This window comes from Coprococcus sp. OM04-5BH, assembly GCF_003482105.1.
In the GTDB taxonomy this organism is placed as follows: Bacteria; Bacillota; Clostridia; order Lachnospirales; family Lachnospiraceae; genus Coprococcus.
In genome coordinates this window covers 1,067,017-1,087,371 of the sequence record NZ_QULM01000001.1, presented here as the reverse complement: position 1 = coordinate 1,087,371, position 20,355 = coordinate 1,067,017, and the positions used below count along the sequence as shown (strand labels likewise).

The 20,355-nt window shown below is 45.6% G+C and carries 25 protein-coding genes; 23 read left to right on the top strand and 2 right to left on the bottom strand.

What is annotated here, in order from left to right; genetic code table 11:
- Nucleotides 1-56: 56 nt before the first annotated feature.
- From DXB54_RS04830 to DXB54_RS04805, 6 genes are all read left to right on the top strand, one after another.
- Entirely contained in the window at nt 57-539 is a 483-nt protein-coding gene (locus tag DXB54_RS04830; RefSeq protein WP_118694393.1) for a hypothetical protein, read from the top strand.
- Nucleotides 540-727: 188 nt separating this feature from the next.
- Nucleotides 728-1,345, top strand: coding sequence for a DUF6088 family protein (locus DXB54_RS04825; protein WP_025577929.1), 618 nt, complete (start codon nt 728-730; stop codon nt 1,343-1,345).
- Nucleotides 1,342-2,340, top strand: a complete 999-nt coding sequence (locus DXB54_RS04820; protein ID WP_025577928.1) for a nucleotidyl transferase AbiEii/AbiGii toxin family protein — start codon at nt 1,342-1,344, stop codon at nt 2,338-2,340. Before DXB54_RS04825 ends, DXB54_RS04820 begins: the two co-directional genes overlap by 4 nt.
- Nucleotides 2,341-2,423: 83 nt before the next feature.
- Nucleotides 2,424-2,741, top strand: a complete 318-nt coding sequence (locus DXB54_RS04815; protein WP_029676883.1) for a hypothetical protein — start codon at nt 2,424-2,426, stop codon at nt 2,739-2,741.
- Nucleotides 2,737-3,504 (top strand): FAD-dependent thymidylate synthase, encoded by a 768-nt coding sequence (locus DXB54_RS04810; RefSeq protein ID WP_256372856.1) that lies wholly within the window; start codon nt 2,737-2,739, stop codon nt 3,502-3,504. The genes DXB54_RS04815 and DXB54_RS04810 overlap by 5 nt, the downstream gene beginning before the upstream one ends.
- Complete coding sequence (locus tag DXB54_RS04805) at nt 3,501-3,914, top strand: dUTP diphosphatase (RefSeq protein ID WP_005361111.1); 414 nt, start codon at nt 3,501-3,503, stop codon at nt 3,912-3,914. The genes DXB54_RS04810 and DXB54_RS04805 overlap by 4 nt, the downstream gene beginning before the upstream one ends.
- A 119-nt stretch (nt 3,915-4,033) precedes the next feature.
- Here DXB54_RS04805 and DXB54_RS04800 read toward each other — a convergent pair whose 3' ends face one another.
- Nucleotides 4,034-4,348 carry a helix-turn-helix domain-containing protein gene (locus DXB54_RS04800; RefSeq protein ID WP_005361112.1) on the bottom strand — a complete coding sequence of 105 codons (315 nt, stop codon included), beginning with the start codon at nt 4,346-4,348 and terminating at the stop codon, nt 4,034-4,036.
- Nucleotides 4,349-4,497: 149 nt separating this feature from the next.
- Here DXB54_RS04800 and DXB54_RS04795 point away from each other — a divergent pair, with 149 nt between their 5' ends.
- The 12 genes from DXB54_RS04795 (at nt 4,498) to DXB54_RS04740 (ending at nt 13,760) form a co-directional block, all read left to right on the top strand.
- Complete coding sequence (locus DXB54_RS04795) at nt 4,498-5,007, top strand: SLOG family protein (RefSeq protein ID WP_025577925.1); 510 nt, start codon at nt 4,498-4,500, stop codon at nt 5,005-5,007.
- A 65-nt stretch (nt 5,008-5,072) separates the two neighbouring features.
- The gene (locus tag DXB54_RS04790; protein ID WP_081703194.1) at nt 5,073-5,228 is read left to right on the top strand and encodes a DUF3789 domain-containing protein; all 156 of its coding nucleotides are present in this window, start codon (nt 5,073-5,075) and stop codon (nt 5,226-5,228) included.
- Entirely contained in the window at nt 5,225-6,244 is a 1,020-nt protein-coding gene (locus tag DXB54_RS04785) for a DUF5688 family protein (RefSeq protein ID WP_118694392.1), read from the top strand. Before DXB54_RS04790 ends, DXB54_RS04785 begins: the two co-directional genes overlap by 4 nt.
- Before the next feature lie 20 nt (nt 6,245-6,264).
- The gene (locus DXB54_RS04780) at nt 6,265-8,373 is read left to right on the top strand and encodes a DNA topoisomerase 3 (RefSeq protein ID WP_118694391.1); all 2,109 of its coding nucleotides are present in this window, start codon (nt 6,265-6,267) and stop codon (nt 8,371-8,373) included.
- A complete protein-coding gene (locus tag DXB54_RS04775) occupies nt 8,370-8,753 on the top strand; it encodes a hypothetical protein (RefSeq protein WP_118694390.1) in 384 nt (127 codons plus the stop codon). The genes DXB54_RS04780 and DXB54_RS04775 overlap by 4 nt, the downstream gene beginning before the upstream one ends.
- Nucleotides 8,754-8,758: 5 nt before the next feature.
- Complete coding sequence (locus DXB54_RS04770) at nt 8,759-9,127, top strand: cysteine-rich VLP protein (RefSeq protein WP_118694389.1); 369 nt, start codon at nt 8,759-8,761, stop codon at nt 9,125-9,127.
- 192 nt (nt 9,128-9,319) lie between these two features.
- Nucleotides 9,320-9,913: a hypothetical protein gene (locus DXB54_RS04765; RefSeq protein ID WP_442872131.1), complete on the top strand. Its 594-nt coding sequence runs from the start codon at nt 9,320-9,322 to the stop codon at nt 9,911-9,913.
- Between the two features lie 13 nt (nt 9,914-9,926).
- On the top strand, nt 9,927-10,847 hold the full coding sequence (locus tag DXB54_RS04760) for a DUF4316 domain-containing protein (protein WP_118694387.1): 921 nt from the start codon (nt 9,927-9,929) through the stop codon (nt 10,845-10,847).
- The gene (locus DXB54_RS04755) at nt 10,847-11,545 is read left to right on the top strand and encodes a hypothetical protein (RefSeq protein WP_118694386.1); all 699 of its coding nucleotides are present in this window, start codon (nt 10,847-10,849) and stop codon (nt 11,543-11,545) included. Before DXB54_RS04760 ends, DXB54_RS04755 begins: the two co-directional genes overlap by 1 nt.
- The gene (locus tag DXB54_RS04750) at nt 11,542-11,886 is read left to right on the top strand and encodes a plasmid mobilization protein (protein ID WP_118694385.1); all 345 of its coding nucleotides are present in this window, start codon (nt 11,542-11,544) and stop codon (nt 11,884-11,886) included. Before DXB54_RS04755 ends, DXB54_RS04750 begins: the two co-directional genes overlap by 4 nt.
- Before the next feature lie 85 nt (nt 11,887-11,971).
- The gene (locus tag DXB54_RS04745; protein ID WP_005361132.1) at nt 11,972-12,262 is read left to right on the top strand and encodes a CD1845 family protein; all 291 of its coding nucleotides are present in this window, start codon (nt 11,972-11,974) and stop codon (nt 12,260-12,262) included.
- Between the two features lie 88 nt (nt 12,263-12,350).
- Entirely contained in the window at nt 12,351-13,760 is a 1,410-nt protein-coding gene (locus DXB54_RS04740; RefSeq protein ID WP_118694508.1) for a relaxase/mobilization nuclease domain-containing protein, read from the top strand.
- Nucleotides 13,761-13,996: 236 nt separating this feature from the next.
- Here the strand turns inward: DXB54_RS04740 and DXB54_RS04735 are convergent, their stop codons facing one another.
- Nucleotides 13,997-14,836 (bottom strand): MerR family transcriptional regulator, encoded by an 840-nt coding sequence (locus DXB54_RS04735; RefSeq protein WP_118511075.1) that lies wholly within the window; start codon nt 14,834-14,836, stop codon nt 13,997-13,999.
- A 262-nt stretch (nt 14,837-15,098) separates the two neighbouring features.
- On the opposite strand from DXB54_RS04735, the gene DXB54_RS04730 reads away from it, so the two are divergent.
- The 5 genes from DXB54_RS04730 to DXB54_RS04710 all read left to right on the top strand — a co-directional run bounded on the left by DXB54_RS04730 (nt 15,099) and on the right by DXB54_RS04710 (nt 20,315).
- Nucleotides 15,099-15,290, top strand: a complete 192-nt coding sequence (locus DXB54_RS04730; protein ID WP_046442308.1) for a helix-turn-helix domain-containing protein — start codon at nt 15,099-15,101, stop codon at nt 15,288-15,290.
- 56 nt (nt 15,291-15,346) lie between these two features.
- The gene (locus tag DXB54_RS04725; RefSeq protein ID WP_118511073.1) at nt 15,347-16,039 is read left to right on the top strand and encodes a response regulator transcription factor; all 693 of its coding nucleotides are present in this window, start codon (nt 15,347-15,349) and stop codon (nt 16,037-16,039) included.
- Nucleotides 16,036-17,067, top strand: coding sequence for a sensor histidine kinase (locus tag DXB54_RS04720; RefSeq protein WP_117950109.1), 1,032 nt, complete (start codon nt 16,036-16,038; stop codon nt 17,065-17,067). Before DXB54_RS04725 ends, DXB54_RS04720 begins: the two co-directional genes overlap by 4 nt.
- A gap of 177 nt (nt 17,068-17,244) precedes the next feature.
- Nucleotides 17,245-17,910 carry an ABC transporter ATP-binding protein gene (locus DXB54_RS04715; protein WP_055158491.1) on the top strand — a complete coding sequence of 222 codons (666 nt, stop codon included), beginning with the start codon at nt 17,245-17,247 and terminating at the stop codon, nt 17,908-17,910.
- Between the two features lie 14 nt (nt 17,911-17,924).
- Nucleotides 17,925-20,315, top strand: coding sequence for an ABC transporter permease (locus DXB54_RS04710; protein ID WP_117950107.1), 2,391 nt, complete (start codon nt 17,925-17,927; stop codon nt 20,313-20,315).
- Nucleotides 20,316-20,355: the final 40 nt, after the last annotated feature.

The window sequence follows — 20,355 nt, the reverse complement described above, 5'->3', positions numbered from 1 at the left end:
GACGGTGCGGGGGCAAAAGCTCCCGCACCTGCTGTTTACAAGGAGGATTTTATTTTATGGTAAATACCATTATTTCCATTCCCGGCTATGTCCATCTTTACCGCTCACTTTTGCGGTTTTACGACATGCCGGAAAATGAAGTCCGGGAAATGCTCTATCTTCTGAATACGGCAAACCTGGACTGCTACGAGTATTATCACCCGGACCGCAGTGTGATCCAGAGCGGACCGGTCGCTTTTTGCGGATGGCTGGAAACGAAAGACTGCCGCCCTTACCGCACAGAGGTACAGCTTTACAAGTCGCTGCTGTTTTTGAAGCGCAGCATTGACCGTGACCTGATCGTATCAGCTCAGAGGGAGGCTCTGCAAACCCTGTGCTGTATCATCTCCAATCTGGAATACCGCTTTTATAAAGCCTATGGCATGGAGATCGAGGACAAACGCACGGTCTATGGGGAATGTACCTACCGTCTGGTTCCAAGGGAGGACGAACCCAGCGTGTGCCTGATGCACGACTGGATCTACCTGCCGAGTGCTTAAAATGTCCCAAATAATACACAATATTCGGGACAAAATAAGAATACGATAGTTCCCATCTCCTGATATAAAATTTGAAACTGATGTATAAATTCTGTTCTATGTGGAATATTATTGCTAAAACTCTTGAAGCCTATTGAAAATTTGTCCCGAATAATATATAATATTCGGGACAAAAGGAGGTGAGCAATATGGCAAATGGCTATTCCAAACAGATTCAGGAGCAGATAAAAGCAGCGGCGGAAGGAACTATTTTCATCAGTTCTGATTTTGCGGATATTGCCGATACGGAAACCATAAGACGGAACTTAAACCGGCTTACACAGGCAGGTATGCTTCGCCGCATTTTGAAAGGTGTTTATGAAAAACCAAAATATAGCAAACTTCTGGATGAATATGTGGCGGCAGACCCGGAAGCGGTGGCGAACGCATTGGCACGAAGTTATCACTGGACGATTGCCCCATGTGGGAATACAGCATTGAACCTGTTAGGTCTTTCAACACAGGTAACAGCAGTATGGTCCTATATCAGCGATGGTCCATATAAGACCTACGAGTGGAACTCTACAAAGCTGGAATTTAAGCACCGAACCAATAAGGAGATTACCGGATTGTCCTATATGACAAGTTTGGTTATACAGGCATTAAAAACGCTTGGCAAATCGAATGTTACGCCAGAAGTCATACAGATGCTTTCCGAAAAACTGACAGACAAGGATAAACAGGCTTGTTTGAAGGAAGCAACAGAGTCTACGGATTGGGTTTACGATACGATACGACAGATTTGTGGAGGTGAAAAGGTACAATGAGAAATATAGCAAGACTTTCAGATAACGACCGCAGGGAGCTGTTCAGAAATACAGCAGATAAAATGGGACTGAATGATGCCATCGTAGAAAAAGACTTTTGGGTATGTTTTACGCTGGATTATTTATTTCACCGCTCACCATGGAAAGAGTCCATCACCTTTAAGGGAGGTACCAGCCTTTCAAAAGCCTTTCACCTGATCAGCCGGTTTTCAGAAGATATTGATTTGATTCTGGACTGGCGTGTATTGGGATATGGCAAAGATGAACCATGGGAGAAACGTTCCAATACAAAACAGGATGCTTTTAACAAAGAAGCCAATGCGCGTGCGGAGGTATTTCTGTCCGAAACATTCTGCCCGGCAGTCAAAGCCGGCTTATCCCAGGAAATCGGTTGTGAAGCAAATGTCTACATAGATGAAAAGGATAAACAGACGGTCATTTTCGCCTATCCGCACCTTTTTACAAATACGGCGACCTTACAAGTGATCCGTTTAGAGATTGGTGCGCTGGCAGCGTGGACTCCTGCAAAAACAGCGCAGATCGAACCTTACGCGGCAAAATATTATCCGAAGATTTTTGAGCAAAAAGAAACTGCAATCCTTACCGTTGCCCCGGAACGGACCTTCTGGGAAAAAGCCACAATCCTGCACCATGAAGCGAACAGACCGGAACATTTGGAAATGCCGCAGCGGTATTCCAGACATTATTATGATCTCTACCGCATGGCTGCAACACCGGTTAAAGAAGCTGCTTTTTCCAGGCTTGACCTCCTGAAGAAAGTTGTAGATTTCAAAATGAAATTCTATCCCAGATCATGGGCGAAGTACCCGGAGGCTGTGCCGGGCACATTAAAATTACTCCCGCCGGAATATCGGTTTGCAGCATTGGAAGCGGACTATAACTCTATGCAGGATATGTTGTATGGGGATGTTCCGACATTTGAGACAGTCATAGCAGCGGTCCAGGAACTGGAAAAAGAGATCAATACACTATAAACAATTACATATCCATTTATTTGCCGGCTATTCTAAGATGCTTTAGAATAGCCGGTTTCTTGTTTTCAAAGGAGGGATGCTATATTACGCAAAATGAAGTCAATGCCGTTTTTGACGAACAGGTGCGGCTCTGTGCTGATACCTTGAAACGGAAAACCAAAGAATACACCGGGGATGACCCGGACCGGCTGGGTGCATTTAAGGCAGCGGCAGCTTTACAGCACACAACGCCCCAGCGTGCCCTTGCCGGTATGCTGGCAAAGCATATTGTTTCTCTATACGATATGTGCTTTGCCGAAGAAGTGGTTTATCCGATGGACACATGGGACGAAAAGATCACAGACAGTCTTAACTATCTGTTCTTACTGAAAGCGATTGTAAAGGAGGGACATACCAATTAAACAGATTGAAGTAAAAATTTTGAACTGCCAGGCGGTAGCGGAAGCAGAAAAAAACATGGTCTTTGCGGCAAGGCTTACCCAGCAGGGACATAAGATTGCCTCAATGGACGACCTGATGGAGCTCTACGAAAAATCATTCAGCGTTCAGACAGTAGCAGCTATGGGGGCGCTTCCCCATCCTACCATCCAGAAATTTGCGGTGATCACGGTAGCCATTGTCGGCGCCAGCAGGCGTTTTCTGGCGCAGATCACCCGCCACCAGAACGAAGTAAAATTTATGAGTGCATCGCTGCAGTACAGCAACTATACGGGACAGGCGGATTTTGCTGTCCCGTATTCTATTATGACGGCTCCGGCAGTGGTACGGGAACTGTACTTAAAAAGCTGTAATGAAAGCATGAAATGTTATGAAGCCCTGTGCACTGCCGGAAGCGGGCACGATGCGGCCGGCTATGCCACGCCCCAGGGATTGCGGAATGTACTGCTCATCAGCGCCACCCCTTATCAGTGGAAACATATCATCAGCCAGCGGGTATGCCGGAGAAATACAGATGAAACAAGGATCGTGCTGCTAAAGGTCTGGAAAGAACTTTATGAACTAAGCCCTGCTTTGTTTGCCCCATCACTGACCGGGCCTTTTTGTCAGATGGATCGATGTCTGGAAGGGAAAATGACCTGCGGACGAAAACTGCAGGCAAATATGACGCCAGAGGATATTTTGGAAAAAGATTATCCTGCTCTTTGGGAAGGAGACTGCCGATGAAAATAAAACTGATCGACTTTGGCGTACCGGAGCACCAGCGTCCTTACCGTCCGCATGGCAATGATGCCGGAGCGGATGTTTATCTGCCCTATGACTGTACCTTACAGCCCGGAGAAATCGCCAAAATTCCTTTGGGTTTTGGACTGGAAATACCGGATGGATATGCGGGATATATCTTTCCCCGTACCAGCATGGCGGTAAAAGGTCTGGTCTGTGAACTGCCGCCTGTGGATTCCGGCTACCGTGGAGAGATCCATGCGATCATCAGCAATGTAAGCAATCAGGCGCAGTCTCTTTTTAAGGGAGCCCGTATCGGGCAGCTTGTGATCACGCCGATCGTCATTGCGGATTTTGTAACCGATCTGGGAACAGAACGAGGAACCGGCAGCTTTGGCAGTACCGGCGAATAGAAAAAGGCTGTTTGGAGAACAGTTTTTGAATACTTATCGGTATAGGGAGCGGACATTTCGAGAACATTATAAAATATAATAAAGAAAGTCACGAAAAAAGCGGCCATTACCGTGACCGCTTACTTTCTGCTATTGAGTTCTTTCATAATACCGAGGATATATTGCATGGATTGAGGATCAAGCTGTCTTGCCTCTGCAATGAATTCCTTTAAGGTTTCCGGGTAGGTATTTCCTTCATCAAAGAATTCCTGCGGTGTCACACCCAGATATTCGCAGATGTAGAAAAAAGACTGCATAGCGGGAAGTGACTTTTTATTCTCAATATTATTGATGTAGTTGTTTGCCTGACCTAACGATAAAGACATATCGCGTGCGGAAACTCCTTTTTGTGTCCGCAGCTTCGCTAATCGTTCCGGGACAAAATCTTCATACATCGCCTTCACCTCCCATTCTGTAATAGATTGTACCTCACGCCCCTTTATTATCCGCAAAAGGAAAAAGGGTATTATCGTTGACTTGCTAAATTAAATCTATTACTATATGAAAAGTGAAGAATTTTACCTATCAGATGGAGGGATGACCGATGAAAGGAAAAACTTGCTGTGTTACCGGACACAGGGATTTACCGCAGAATGAGATCAACAAAATAAAAACAGCCTTGGCACATGAGATCGATGCTGCTGTTACAGATGGGTTCACCTGTTTTATGAGCGGTTTTGCAGATGGCGTAGACCAGTATTTTGTGGAGCTGGTGCTGGAAAGAAAGCAGACCACCCCGGCACTGGAGCTGATCGCAGTGATCCCTTACCGCAAGCGTCTGGACAGCCTAAATAAGAAAACAAGAACCCGTGAACTGCTGGAGGCTTGTGCGGATGTTGTTGTGATACAGGAAAAATATCTCCCAAGCGTCTACTCCCACAGAAATCGTTATATGGTGGAACACTCCGACCGAGTGATCGCTGTATATGACGGACGGGAAACCGGAGGTACAGCAAAGACGATCCGCTTTACCCATCGGATGAAGAAGGAACTGCGGGAAATCCCAGTTGGAGAAATCGTCCTGCCGGATCACTTGAAACCAAAAACAAAATAGATACCTGTTGATGCGCTCACTTTGAAGTGGGCGTTTTTCTTTACCCATTTTTAGGAGGAATGCTTATGTGGAACCTGATCTTACATTTCCTTACCTTTGCCGGAGGGATAGTTTCCGGCGTTATGCTGATGTGTCTTATGCAGGTTGGAAAAGAGAACACGGAACATTCCGAACCCAAACACAACGCAAATCTGACGGACAAAAAGGAGGACAACGATTGAATCAGAATTTTGTAGAATATGTAAAAAGCCATATCAAGGAATACCTGCCTATGGAATACCAGAACGCAGTAGTTTCCATCAATGAAGTAACAAAAAGCAACGACCGGCTGCTGACCGGATTGACGATCCTTTCTCCCGGAGAACGGTCTGCACCAACAATCTATCTGGAAGCGCTCGCCGAGCAGGTGGAACAAGGGCTGCCCTTAGATGCTGCGATGAAACAGATCGCACAGATTCAGGTGGAAAATCACAACCGGGTTCCGCTGGACATCTCTGTTCTGGAAAACTATGAGGCCATCCGTCCTATGCTGGCGGTACAGATGTGCGATCCTGAAACAAATCAGGAATATCTGAAAGGAAAACCTTATACTTCCTGCGGGGATCTGGCAGCTTATTACAGGATTCAGGTTGCAGCAAATGAGGAAGGGACTGCTTCTGTTGCCATTACTGAAAGCATGATTCAGATGTGGGGTATCACAAAAGAACAGCTTCATAAAGATGCGGTGCAGGCAGCAAACGCAAGGAGTCCTGTCTGCCTTTATGACATGGAAGAAGTCATGGCAGAAAGTATCTTCTCTGTAAAACCTGAAAACCTCTTTAACCGTGAAGGACCATTGGATATAGGAATGATACCCATTTATATCTTGACAAATCAGGAAAAATTAAACGGTGCATCTGTATCGGTGCAGGACGGCGTTCTGGAAAAAGTCGCTGAATTACTCGGTACCAATTTTTATGTCCTTCCGTCATCAATCCACGAGCTGCTGATTTTGCCAGATAATGGTTCCATGCAGCTTTCCGAATTGGAAGCTATGGTACGAGAGGTCAATGCTACCCAGGTAGCCCCGGAGGACCGCCTTTCGGATAAGGTCCAGCATTATGACCGTGAGGCAAAGCTGCTGCAGCGTGGACAGGAAAAAAGCGTTTTAGGACAGCTCTCGGATAAAAAAGCACAGATTCAGCAGGCAGATCACACAGCACCAAAGCAGCCCCACCGCAGTGAAGTAAGTCTGTAAGAAATGGAGGTTACAAAAATATGAAACTTGTGATTGCAGAAAAGCCCTCTGTTGCTATGTCACTGGCAGCAGTATTAGGCGCAACGGAAAGAAAAGACGGTTATCTCGAAGGTTCCGGCTATCTGGTGAGCTGGTGCGTGGGACATCTTTTGGAACTGGCACAGCCGGAGGCTTACAAAGAACAGTATGCCAAATGGCGGTATGAGTACCTTCCAATCCTACCGGAAAACTGGAAATATGAAGTTCCAAAGGATAAGAAAACGCAGCTTGCCCTTTTGTGCCGGCTGATGAAGGACAAACGGGTGGATTCCGTGGTATGCGCTACGGATGCCGGGCGTGAAGGAGAACTGATCTTCCGTCTGGTCTATGAATATGCCGGATGTAATAAGCCTATGGAACGCCTTTGGATTTCCAGTATGGAGGATGCGGCGATCCGTGAGGGCTTTGACCATCTCCGTCCCGGCAGTGATTACGATAAACTCTATGATGCGGCAGTATGCCGGGCAGGAGCCGACTGGCTGATCGGGATCAATGCCACCCGGCTTTTTTCTGTCCTGTATGGTGTCACACTAAATGTCGGCCGTGTTATGTCACCGACGCTGGCACTTTTGGTACAGCGTGAGTCGGATATTGAATCCTTCATCAGCAAGCCTTTTTATGTGCCGGAGATCACCTGCGGAGGTTTTACTGCTTCCGGCGAAAAAATGACGGAACGATCCGAGGCTGAAAAAATCCGTATGGACTGTGACCACAACTCCGCTTTTGTGCGTTCTGTGGAAAAGCAGGTAAAAACTATACAGCCGCCCCGCCTTTATGACCTTACAACTCTGCAAAGGGAATGTAACCGTATTTATGGCTATACGGCTCAACAGACCCTTGATTATGTGCAATCTCTCTATGAAAAGAAGCTGGCAACCTATCCGAGAACGGACAGCCAGTATTTGACGAAGGACATGCAGGCAACCGCTGCTTCCCTGATCCTATGGCTGCGTGACAATATGCCCTTTGGAAAAGGCTGCGCCGGAGAGCCGGACATTGACCGGGTAACAGACGACAGCAAAGTGACCGACCACCATGCCATCATCCCAACTGTGGAGATTGCATGTACAGACCTGTCAGAGCTTCCTTCCGGGGAGCGGGATGTGCTTACCCTGCTTGCCGTCAGACTGCTTTGTGCCACAACGCAGGCAAACCGGTTTGAAGCGGTCACCGCTATATTGGACTGCCAGGGATATACTTTTACGGCAAAAGGAAAGACCATCTTACAGTCCGGCTGGAAAGAGGTGGAACGGATTCACCGTATGAGTATCAGGCAGAGTGAAACGGAACGCAGAGAAAATGAAGATGCCGCTCTCCCTGTGCTGAAGGAAGGGCAGACTTTTGAAACTGTGTCAGCAAGTCTCTGTGAAGGGAAAACTTCACCGCCAAAACACTATACGGAGGACACCCTGCTGTCCGCTATGGAGACTGCCGGTGCGGAAGATATGCCAGAAGATGCCGAGCGTAAAGGATTGGGTACTCCGGCTACCCGTGCGGCAACACTGGAAAAGCTGGTTTCTGCCGGATTTGTACAGAGAAAGAAAAAGCAGCTCATTCCTACGGAAAAAGGAAGAAACCTGATTGCAGTCCTGCCGGACAATATCAAATCTCCCATCTTAACTGCAGAATGGGAATCCATGCTGAAGCAAGTGGAACATGGCGAACTGTCGGCAACGTCTTTTATGGATCAGATTGCAGATATGAGCCGGACGCTGGTAAAAGAACATACTGCCCCGGAGGAACGTTTTGCGGATCTGTTCCCTTCTTCCAGAGAAACTGCACATGAAGCCGTGGGGGTATGTCCTCGCTGTGGTGCCCCGGTATATGAAGGAAAGAAAGGTTTTTTCTGCGACAACAGGGAATGTTCTTTTGCTCTTTGGAAAGATAACCGTTTCTTTTCCAGCAAGAAAAAGTCCATCACAAAGTCTGTGGCAGCGGCTCTTTTGAAAGAGGGCCGTATTTCTATGTCCGGGCTTTACAGTGAAAAAACAGGAAAGACCTATGATGCGGAAGTGATCCTGGATGATACCGGCGGTAAATATGTGAATTTCAAGCTGGAATTTCCCGTAAAGAAAGGCAGGCGTAAATGAGCGATTGGAAAACCTTTGAATATGGCGGTTATCACTTCACGCCCATACGAAAATTTCACAAAAAAGAAGGCGACTTTTTCGCCATATCGAAACGGCTGGCAAGTGACCCCAACTTAGGGCTGTGTACCTATCAGGATCGGCAAAAAGCACCTTATGATTACAAAGGCTTTTATACCGTCGCAACCGACAAAGAATGTGATGTTTTCCGCTGCGAAGAAAATGGTTTGTTGTATGTGCCTGGAAAAAATGAACTTTTTATTTACCATGAACCAAAACAGAAAAAGCGGAACTCTATCGCCGATGCCCTTTCACAGCCCAGGAATGTTACTGATACAACTGGAATTTCCAGCGGCCGGCAAAGCAGTGCCCCGGAAAGGTAGGCGTTATGGCAGAGAGAGAATTGAACCGCTCGGAACGGGCTGCGATCCGAAAGCTGGTTACAGAGCTGTGCGCCAACTATGACTCTCAGGATAAGATCTGCCTTCCTTTGGACAGCTCTTGCTATATGCTGAATAAATGGTGGACCGGCGCTTATTGCAGGTACTTTGAAAAAGCGGTGCTGCCGGTGGATGCAGCACTGGAATCAACCATTACCGGCGAGGACACCTCCATGAGACAGAAAATATGCCCTGTGTGCGGAAAAGCATATCTTCCTACGACCAGCCAGGCATATTGTTCTGATGCCTGCCGAATCTATGCAAGACGGAAATCCGAGCGGGAACGCAAACGCAGGAAGCGGCAAAACCAACCATGATATGTCCGCAACTTAGCCTTAAAAGTCCTTGATTTTCAAGGGTTTTTTGCATCTGTTTTTAAGGGAACTGTATAAGAATACTCTGGTGCCTTGAAATGAGGTTAAGTTGCGGACAAAACATATATTTTAACAAAAACGATAGGAGGCGATTTTTTGAATATCAACACGATTACTGCAGAGGACCTTCGCCGTATGTCAGATAAGGAAGGCCTGATTTTACAGGGCTGTGGCGGGGATCTGACAGAATGGGTAGACGGAATCAATGAAATGCTGACACATGCAGGCATATTGAAAGATGGCAGTCAGTTTGAGAATGTGGCTGCTTTTCAGCACGGCGAACTGACCTGTCTGCTTTACCCGTTTGATGATGTGAAACTGGATATAGGAAAACTTGCCCTGTGGCGTTTACAGACCCATGAAGTCTATGGCGGCACATGGCTGTCGGACTTTGTGCCGAATTATTTAGGCGGATTTATAGAAACACCGGAAGCGTTGGCAGATAAACCGGACTGTCCACTGATCGGAGCAGATGGGAACATTTTTAATCTGCTGGGTATTGCTTCCCGTACTTTGCGGGAGCATGGTCTGAAGGAACAGACAAAAGAAATGTCTGACCGGGTATTTGCTTCCGGCAGTTATGGAGAAGCGCTCTGTATCATTGGCGAATATGTCAACATCACAGATTCCGAACCGGAGCATAAGAATTCTCTCCGTCAGCAGCTAAAAGCAACAAAACCGGCAGACCCGGTAAAAAAGCAACAAACTTCCAAACAGCAGGAACGATAAGGAGGGATACGGAATGGAAAAGAAACTGACCTATGGTGTATGGGCAGTACGAAGCAGCACTTCTATTTTCGGACCGGCACAAAGCTGGTGCAAGGAAAATGGAAAACCGTTGGAGTTTGATACCAAAGCTGATGCTGAAAACTATGCAAAGGAAGCCAACGAGCATACGACAGCAAATGTCCGATACTATGTGAAAGAAAAAGAACCGGAACCCGGTGCTGTTCGGAAAGGAACATCTCAACCGGAGCTGGATGCGCGCAGCCATGAAGAAGTGACACCAAGAAATGATGCAGCGGAAAAACAAAATGAGATTCCGGGCAGACAGATTCCTTCTCAAACAGATCCGCTGGTAGAAATCCGCTCTGCGGTCCATAGTAATTACGCGGGTATGGTCGCTATGCTGGGTGCGGACAACCGTGTGTATTTGGGGCGTGAGGAACGCTGCCATTATCAGGATATGCAGCCATCTTACTATGACAATCAGGACGGCTCCCTGTGTTTTGTCTGTGATCAGCCCGACATGTATTATTTTCTTTATGGAGAAGGCTGGGCGCATACCCAGGCGGAAATGCTGGAACGAGGGCTTACCCTGCACCAGTATGAAGAATTTGCGAGACTGCAAAATGGCGTCCTTGCACAGTTTACCACACAAAGAGAAATCCTGTTTTCCGGACAGCCGTTTCAGGCACCGGAGAGTTATCTGCGCAATGCGGAACTTTATGAGGAAGGCCAGACCGGCAACTACAATATGCTGGATGGCAGGCTGAACAACGAACCTCCTATGCGCCCGGATCTGACAGACGGACAGACGGATGAAGAAATCCGGGAGCTGGTACCGGAAACAAAGCCGTCCTTGATGGACCGTCTGAAAGCAGACAAACCGGAGCATGAAGCAAGGCAGATGATCCCTCCTGTGCCGGAAAGGGAACGCTGATGGCCGGGGTAAGATTTGAGGATGTAGATCTTCTGGGTGCTCTTTCCCGTATCGTAGATCTTCATACCCAACATTATAAAGATGACTTTGACCTGGATAAAGAACTGATTTCAAAACTGGCTGTGTCAGACCGTTCAGAGGATAAACAGCTTCTTTGGATGTCACGCCCCTGCGGAACCTATACCCTGCGTGAACGGGAAGTTTATCTGGAGGGCAGCCATGAAAACAAAGTGTGGCGGTTTTACCAGGAACAGACAAATGATCCCGTTTTGGCTTATGCCATCTCTTTGAAAGAAGTCAGGGGCGGAAAAATATTTGGCGATCTCTATCCGCTAAATTACAGAGAACATGTGGAACGGATGAAAAAGCTGACCTGTCCAATCGGAAATGTAGCCGTTGCATTTGAGGATGGAAGTGTTATCACGATTCCCTATCAGGAACGGAGACAGCTTATGAACCGGCTTATGCCAGAGCATGGAGTCCCTAAAACAATGACTTATCTGCCGGAAAATGAGCCGGAGCTGATGATGATCCTAAAACGGGAACGCTTCAAACGCAGCTATCATGCGACAGCCGGAAATTTGGAGGAATATCTTGATAAGCTGGAAAAGACCACCCTGCGGGAAAAACTCAAAAAAGCAAAGACGGCAGTTTCGACGCAGGAGGTCTCATCTCATAAAAGAGGGTTGGAACGATGAAGGGCGGGCATAACAAAAAATCCGTCCGCGTCGAATTTGTCATGTCCGAACCGGAGGCCGAACTGGTAAAAGAACGCATGGCGGAACTTGGCATTACCAACCTGTCGGCATATCTGCGAAAGATGGCCGTAGACGGTTACATCATTCACCTTGATATGGGAGATATTCAAGAAATGATCCGGCTTCTCCGCATTTGTTCCAATAATTTAAACCAATATACCAGACGGGCCAATGAGACCGGCAGTATTTATGCCGCAGATATAGAGGACATCCGCACCCGTCTGGACAGCCTTTGGGATGGCATGGATAAACTAATCCGAGGATTTGCAAACATTTCATAAACAGCCAAAAAGCCGTTGCTTTCTATTTGCCGTCACGGTAAAATTTTTATAAGGGCAGATACCCTTCTGAAAGGAGGCAAAGCGTATGCGTTTGATAGGTAAATTACTGGCACTTCCCTTTATGCTGGTTACGGGGATTCTTTATCTGGTATGTAAATTTTTAGTGGTTCTTTCCGGTGCGGTACTTGGGATTCTTTCCGGGATCATCTTTCTGGCGGCATTGGTGCTGTTCTTTGTCGCAGGTTTTTTGCCGGGTCTTGCATGGCTTATGATCGCCTTTCTTATCAGTCCATATGGTCTGCCTCTGGCGGCTGCATGGCTGGTAGGGATCATTGGCGGGGCAAACAGTGCCTTAAAGGATTTTATATTTGGTTAAGCAGATTTGGCGGGGCGCATAGGCAGCCCCGCTCTTTTTCTGCAATTATAACTTCTCTGATTGAAATTAAGTTAAGGAGGTGACGAAAATAGCGACCACAAGACTGATGCCTCTACATGTAGGAAAAGGTCGGAATATCTCTACTGCGATTGCAGATATTATTGATTATGTAGAAAATCCGCAGAAAACCGATTTTGGAAAATTCATTTATGGCTATGAGTGTGATACCCGGCTTGCTGATGCAGAGTTTCTTCTTTCCAAACGACAGTATGCAAATCTGACCGGCAGAAACCAGGGTGCAGATGATGTGATCGCCTATCATCTCCGTCAGGCATTTAAGCCCGGTGAAGTTACACCGGAAGAAGCCAATCAGATCGGCAGGGAGCTGGCGCTGAAACTCACAAAAGGAAACCATGCCTTTGTCGTCTGCACCCATGTAGATAAGCACCATGTCCATAATCACATCATTATCAACTCTACTACACTGGACTGTCAGAAAAAATTTCGCAACTTCTGGGGCTCTACCTGGGCAATCCGGCGAATGAATGACAAGCTGTGTTTGGAGCATGGACTTTCGATTGTTGAAAATCCGAAACCCAGCCGGGAGCATTATGGCACATGGCTGGGAAATAAAAAGCAGCCTTCCTTTCGGGAGCAGATACGCATTGCTATTGATGCTGCATTAGAGGAAAAGCCAAAAGATTTTGAGGAACTTCTAAAGAAGCTGGAGGCTGCTGGACTTGAAGTTAACCGTGAAAGAAAACATCTTAGGTTCCGAGTTCCGGGACAAGAAAACTATACCCGATGCGATACGATCAAAGGCGATTATACAGAACAGGCCATCAAAGAACGGATTGCTGGTACACGGACAGTAAAATCCCGCTATACTTTTTCAAAAAAATCGGTTTCCAAAGTTGGATTGCTGGTTGATATTGAAGCTGCAATCCGTTCCGGCAAAGGTCCCGGTTATGAGCGTTGGGCAAAAGTGTTCAACTTAAAACAGCTTTCCCAGGCAGTGCTCTACTTAAAAGAACATGGCGATATGGGTTATGAGGATCTTCTGGAAAAAGCCAACGCCGCTACCACTAATTTCAATACCTTATCCGTTCAGATTAAAGATCTGGAGTCAAGAATAAACGCCAATGCCGAGCTGCAAAAGCAGATCGTAAACTATGCGAAAACGAGGGCTGTCTATGTAGAATATCGTAAAGCCGGGTACAGCAAAAAATTCCGAACAGAACATGAAACTGAAATTCTGCTGCACAAGGCGGCAAAGAATCATTTTGACGAGCTGGGAATCAAAAAGCTCCCCTCTGTCAAATCTCTCCGGGAGGAATATACCGATCTTCTGGAACAAAAACGGAAAGCCTATTCTGCCTATAAGCAGGCCAGAAATGATATGAAAGAACTTCACAATGTTCGGGCCAATGTGGAATATCTATTAGAGATTTCTTCCCCGCCACAACCGCAGCGCAGCACAGAAAAATCTCGTCAATAAGGTTGTCTGCTTTTCGTTTTCAGCGTTCCAACGGAACGCGCAGCCATTGCCATCGGCAATGATCTCAGGGGTTTGGGGATATGTCACCAACAAGCATTTAGCAGGAATTCCGGGAACGGGATTTCTGCTAAATACGCAATCTTACGTAAGATTGCATTGCTTGCCAATAAGCAACGCACCGGATACAGAGGCTTAAACTTCTCTGTACCCGGTACTTTTACACTCTCCGTTAAAACTTAAATGCCATAATACATTTGAATTGTCTTTCCGATGTATTCAGCACAACCTGCGCCATACTGTTTATCAGCTGCCTCCGCTAATTTTTCATGTGCCAGATATTCTTTTGCCAAATCGAGAAGAATATTTCTTGCGTTATCCAGATGAAACAGCTTCTTGTAATTTTCAGCAAGCATGACAACCGCTTCTTTTGCTAACTGGTCATTGTTTTCCTTTTTGGCTGACATGAACTGTTTATAGATTTTATCATTTTCGTCCTGTTCGGGCTTGGACTCATCTGCTTTTCCAGTAGACTGCAAAATCGCTTCCATTGCTTTTTCTTTGCTTCCATACCATTTAACCAGATCTGCCATTGCCTGTTCATTTGCAAATCCGCTGGCTAAATATTCTCTATATTTTTCTTTACTTCCATATTTAGCTACTTGTTCATCAAGTGCCTCCTTAGACATAGTTTCTAAAGTGTGGTCTAACATTTTTTGAATATCGTCATTGTTAAATGCTTCAAAGCTCATGGTATTAACTCCTTTCATGACATCTGTTATCAACTCAATAATTCCGTTTAATCGGTTGCGTTTTCTTTCCAGAAAACTCTTTTGAGCTAATAAAACCTGTTCTTTATCATAATTTGGATTTTCCATAATTTTTTTAATATCCATCAACGGAATTTCCAATTCTCTAAAGAACATAATTTCTTGTAATTGTTCCAGTGCTTTATTATCATAAAGCCTATAACCAGATTCAGTTAGTTTTGTCGGTTTCAATAAGCCTATTTCATCGTAATATCTAAGTGTCCGTATGCTTATTCCGGTTATATCCGACACATCTTTTACTGTTTTCATGTATCCTCCTTTCGTTTTAAGCGTAAACCCTTACGCCACGAGAGAGTCAAGATTAAATTTTGTTTTTTTCAAAAATATAATAAATAACTTATTTTATTATAGCATTGCTCAAATTATTTATATATCAAAATATAGGGGAGAAATCATGAAAGAATGTAATGCTGTCCCCCCCCCTATTTTGGGACTTCCTGCATTGGAACTGTTGCTATTATTCGGTTAACCGACTAAAATAGAAATATAAATTAGATTAGGAGAGGACAAAATGTTTGAATATATGACAGTACAAGAAGCTGCAAAGAAATGGAATTTATCTGAACGCAGAGTGCAAAAATTGTGTGCAGAAAATCGGATTGCTGGTGTAGTCCATCTCAGTCGTATATGGCTTATTCCCCAAAATGCACATAAACCTGTAGATGGTCGTAAAAAAGAAAATAAAATTTTTCCGTCATTGTAACATTTCGCGGACATTTGCCTGTTATACTATCTGCAAAAAGCAAAGGAAGTGAGGATATGAAGCATATTTTAATTGTCGAGGACGACAGTTTTTTGAATAAGATGTTGGCCTACAACCTGACCGCAGACGGCTACGGCGTGACTTCTGCCCTAAACGCCAGAACCGCAGCCGAAGCCATACGCCAGCGGGAATTTGATTTAGTGCTGCTGGACATCAACCTGCCGGACGGCAACGGTTTTGAGCTATGTAAGTTAATAAAGCCCCAGTACCCGGACACCATTGTGATTTTCCTGACCGCCAACGATCAGGAGAGCGACCAGATACGGGGCTATGAGGTGGGCGCGGTGGACTACATCACAAAGCCCTTTGTGATCGGGGCCTTGCAGCGGAAAATCAAAGCCATGTTCGCCATGCTGGAACACCACAAACCGGCTAAGGACATTTACGACGACGGGCGGCTGTTTCTGGACTTCTCGGAGCAGACGGCTTCCCTAAACGGCAAGCCCCTGACCCTATCCCCGATGGAGTACAAAATGCTGAACCTGTTCCGTAAAAATCCCCGGCAAGTGCTGACCCGTGGGCAGCTTTTGGAAAAGCTGTGGGATATAGACGAGAAGTATGTGGACGAACACACCCTGACAACCTCCATCAGCCGGATTCGCAGCAAGATTGAATCCGACGGCGGCGCACCCTACATCAAGACCGTTTACGGCATGGGCTATCAATGGACGGGAGGCGAGGCAAAATGAAGGTTAAGAACCTCTCGGTAAAGCGGCTGTTTGGCCGGGTGGCGCTGGGGCTTGTCCTCTCCATGTCCGGGATCACCATAGCCCTGTTTTTTGTGACAAAACAGACAGCGGTGCTGCTGACGGGCGGGGCGCTGCTGCTGTGCGCCCTTGTGGGGATTTTTGTACTGACGCAGGCGTTTGGAAAGCGGCTGTCGCAGTTTACCGCTGACTTGTGCCAGACCTTAGACCACATGATTGCCGGAAATGAAGCGCCCCAGCGCCCGGAGGACAGCGAAACCCAGCTTGCCAGAATCGGACACCGGCTGGCAAGGCTTTACCAGATCATGCAGGAGAATCGCCGCCGGGTGGACGAGGAACGGCAGGAGTTGCAGACCCTTGTATCGGATATTTCCCATCAGGTGAAAACGCCGGTAAGCAATCTGAAAATGGCGACGGACACGCTGCTGGAAAAGCCTATGACCGAGGCGGAGCGCACCGACTTTATCCGGGGAATCCGCAGCCAGACGGATAAGCTGGACTTTCTCTTTCAAGCCCTTGTGAAAACCTCACGGCTGGAAACGGGCGTGATCCAGTTAGACAAGAAGCTGGGTCGCCTATTTGATACCGTGGCGCAGGCCATGAGTGGGATCGTGTATGCAGCGGAGAAAAAGGAAATTGCCGTGTCCGTGGACTGCCCGGAAGATTTGACCGTTTCCCATGACAGCAAGTGGACATCCGAAGCCCTCTTTAACCTGCTGGACAATGCGGTGAAGTACACCTCGACGGGCGGGAAAATCGCTGTGTCGGTAGTGCTGTGGGAAATGTATGTGGAGATCAAAGTGACCGACACCGGCAAGGGCATTTCCGAAAGCAATCAGGCTGCCATCTTCCGGCGCTTCTATCGTGAGGAAGAAGTACACGAACAGCAGGGCGTTGGCATTGGCCTGTATCTGGCCCGCGAGATCGTAACGCGGCAGGGCGGCTACATCAAAGTGGTTTCGGAGCCGGGCAAGGGTTCGGAATTTTCCATTATGCTACCTACAAAATAGAACGCGGCGGACGGCCATTTCCGGCTGCCCGCCGTAAATTTTTTTGAAATGTCCGAGCGTTGTAACATTTCACCCCGATTTTCAATGAATTTTTTTGGCCGCTGTAACATTTCGCGGACATTTGGGTTTTATAATACCCTTATCAACAGGCAGAAAGCCTTGAAAGGAGTTTTGAGTATGAGCGTTTTGCAGACGATTGATCTGAAAAAGTATTACGGTACAGAGCCGAACATCACTCGCGCCCTTGACGGTGTGAACTTCTCTGTAAATGACGGTGAATTTGTGGCCGTTGTGGGAACCTCTGGCAGCGGCAAGTCTACCCTGCTTCACATGATGGGCGGGCTGGACACTCCCACCAGCGGAACCGTGATTGTCCGGGGCGAAGAACTGGCAAAGAAGAACGACGAACAGCTCACCATCTTCCGCCGCCGCAACATCGGCTTTATCTTCCAGAACTATAACCTTGTTCCCATCCTGAATGTGTATGAGAACATCGTCCTGCCGGTGGAGCTGGACGGGGACACGGTGGATCAGAAGTTTTTGGACGAGATCGTTCACCTGCTGGGGCTGGAAGATAAACTGAAAAATATGCCGAACAATCTTTCCGGAGGCCAGCAGCAGCGTGTGGCTATCGCCCGCGCCTTGATTACCAAACCGGCTATCGTGCTGGCCGACGAGCCGACCGGCAACCTTGACAGCAAGACCAGCGCTGAGGTGTTGGGGCTAATCAAGCGCACCAGTGCGGAGTTCCGGCAAACTGTTGTGATGATTACCCACAATGACGACATAGCCCGCCTTGCAGATCGGATTGTCCGCATTGAGGACGGCAAGATTGTGGAGTAAGGAGGTGGCAAGCTATGACATGGCCTTTTGAAAATGATACCAGCGCCATTGTAAAGAAGCTGGCAAAGAAAAGTTTGAAAAGCGAGAAGCGCCGGAATTTGATGATAGTAATTGCTATTTCACTGGCAGCGTTTTTGATGTCAATGTGTGGAACATTATTTTTTGCGTTTCAGGAATCTCAAAATAATATGGCTACTTTTCAAGCTAGCTATGATAATGTGACAGAGGATAAAATTGAAAAACTGCGTCATCAACCAGAAATCGAAATGGTAGCATCACTTTACAATCTGGGAGAAATAAAAATGCCAGAGGGATATTCATTGTATTTGGCATATATGGATGAAGCGGCTTGCTATATTGCCCGAAATCAATTTACACTAAAAGATGGAACTATGCCATCTAAAGAAAATGAAATTGCGGTTGACCATGAAATGGTGAATAAATATTTTCCTAATACTGCAATCGGAGATAAGATTTCTTTTCAAATAAACGGAAAATCACAAGATTTTGTGATTTCTGGGATTACGGAAAGCTCGACTGAATCGCAGGGCAATTACTCGTGCTATATATCAAAATCGTTTGTAGAAAATAGCTCTAATTATAACCCTGCAAAATACCAAAGCTATGTTTGTTTTGCTGATGCAGATTCAACATCAAAAGAAATTCTAAAAGAAAGAATTGCTTCTATTGGAAAAGAAATTGGTGCTGATTATAGCTTAAGTTTTCTCTTTTTTAGAGAGAATATGGGATTGTCCTTTGAAAATATACTAACTTTTGTAAGTTTGTCCGTGTTGGTATTATTTGCAGGTATAACGGTAATCCAAAGTATTTTCAGAATTTCTATCAATGAAAAAATAAGAAATTTCGGACAGTTACGCACTTTAGGTACAACCGCATTACAGATAAAGAAAATGATAAACTATGAAAGCAGGTACTTGTCATGGCTTGGAATCCCTCCCGGTATTGTTTTGGGTGCGTTTGTCGGAACTGTTTTGGGAAGCAATGAGTTTTCCAGCGGATTTTCTCCTGTCAATATTCTTTTTATATTGATTGGTGTTTCCATTATTTGTGCTCTTATGGTGAAAGTATCTGTTCGCAAACCACTTAAAATTGCAGCAACTACTTCTCCCATCGAAGCTGTACGCTATGTAGCTTATCGAAATGCTCCGACGCAACCTCGAAAACATAATAAGAAAATTTCACCTTATTCTTTAGCTCTATTAAATCTTGGACGCGATAAGAAAAAGACAGCCAGCACATTACTTTCATTGATATTTGGAGGATTACTTTTATTTATATCTGCATCCGCAGCAGTTAGTAATACGCCAGAGCAATTCGTCCATGAAAAGGTTTTTGTAAACGACGGAAGTTTCCGTATATATCTTTCTGAAGAATCAGTTGGAAAAAACGAAGCGAATAATCCGCTAAATGAATCTTTGAAAGACGATCTTTTGAATACTAAAGGAATCCAAAAGATCGTACCGCTTAGAGATTCAGTAGGAATGTGTCACTATTCTATCAATGGAAATGCTACTGAGGGAATGTGTGATATAATTTCGGATCAAAGTACAGAAGGTAATTTTAGCTTTGTTGAACAACATTTGATAGATGGACAAATGCCTAAGAATCAGTTTGAAGTTTTATTGACAGATGGATATATGGAACTGGGGGTTACAAAAGGGACACCTATAAAGATTACAAATAGTGGAGAGGAAATAGAATGTATTGTTTCCGGTTTCTTTGATAAGAGCTTTGTCGGAACCGAAAACGGCACAGATGCTATTGATCCAGCGAATCTTATAATTACACAAGAACTTGCACAACAACTATTCCCAAACACAGAAAATTTTGCTTATTCATGGGAGATCATAACTGATAAAACTTATAATGATGAAATAGAATCAGCCATTCAGCAGAAAATTACCTCTAAAGAAATGGGGCTTTCTATTTGTAGCTATAATGATGTTGTAGAGTACATGGAATCTTCTATGAACTTATTGTTTGGAAGTTTGCAAATGCTGTCATTACTAATTTTGCTGTTTGGAATAATCAATCTAATCAATATGACGCTCTCTAACCATCAAGCGCGTAAACAGGAAATCAGTACATTACGCTCTGTTGGATTAAGCCTGAAACAATTATATCGTTCTCTCATAACAGAGGGATTTCTATATGTACTTGTTTCATTTGGAATCGTTCTTTTGGTTGGTATTCCCATAGCTATTCCTGTAAGCAAAGCTGTTGGCATTCTATTCGGTATGCCAAATCTCTCATATCAATTTCCGACAATGCAGATAGGTGGATATCTACTAATATTGATTCTTTTACAGTTGATTCTTTCAGCATGGGCAATACAGGATTTGAAAAAGCGTTCATTAACAGAACAAATGCGGGCAATGGAATAACCGTATGGGATTAGCGGGGCGGCGCGTGCTGCCCCGCCTT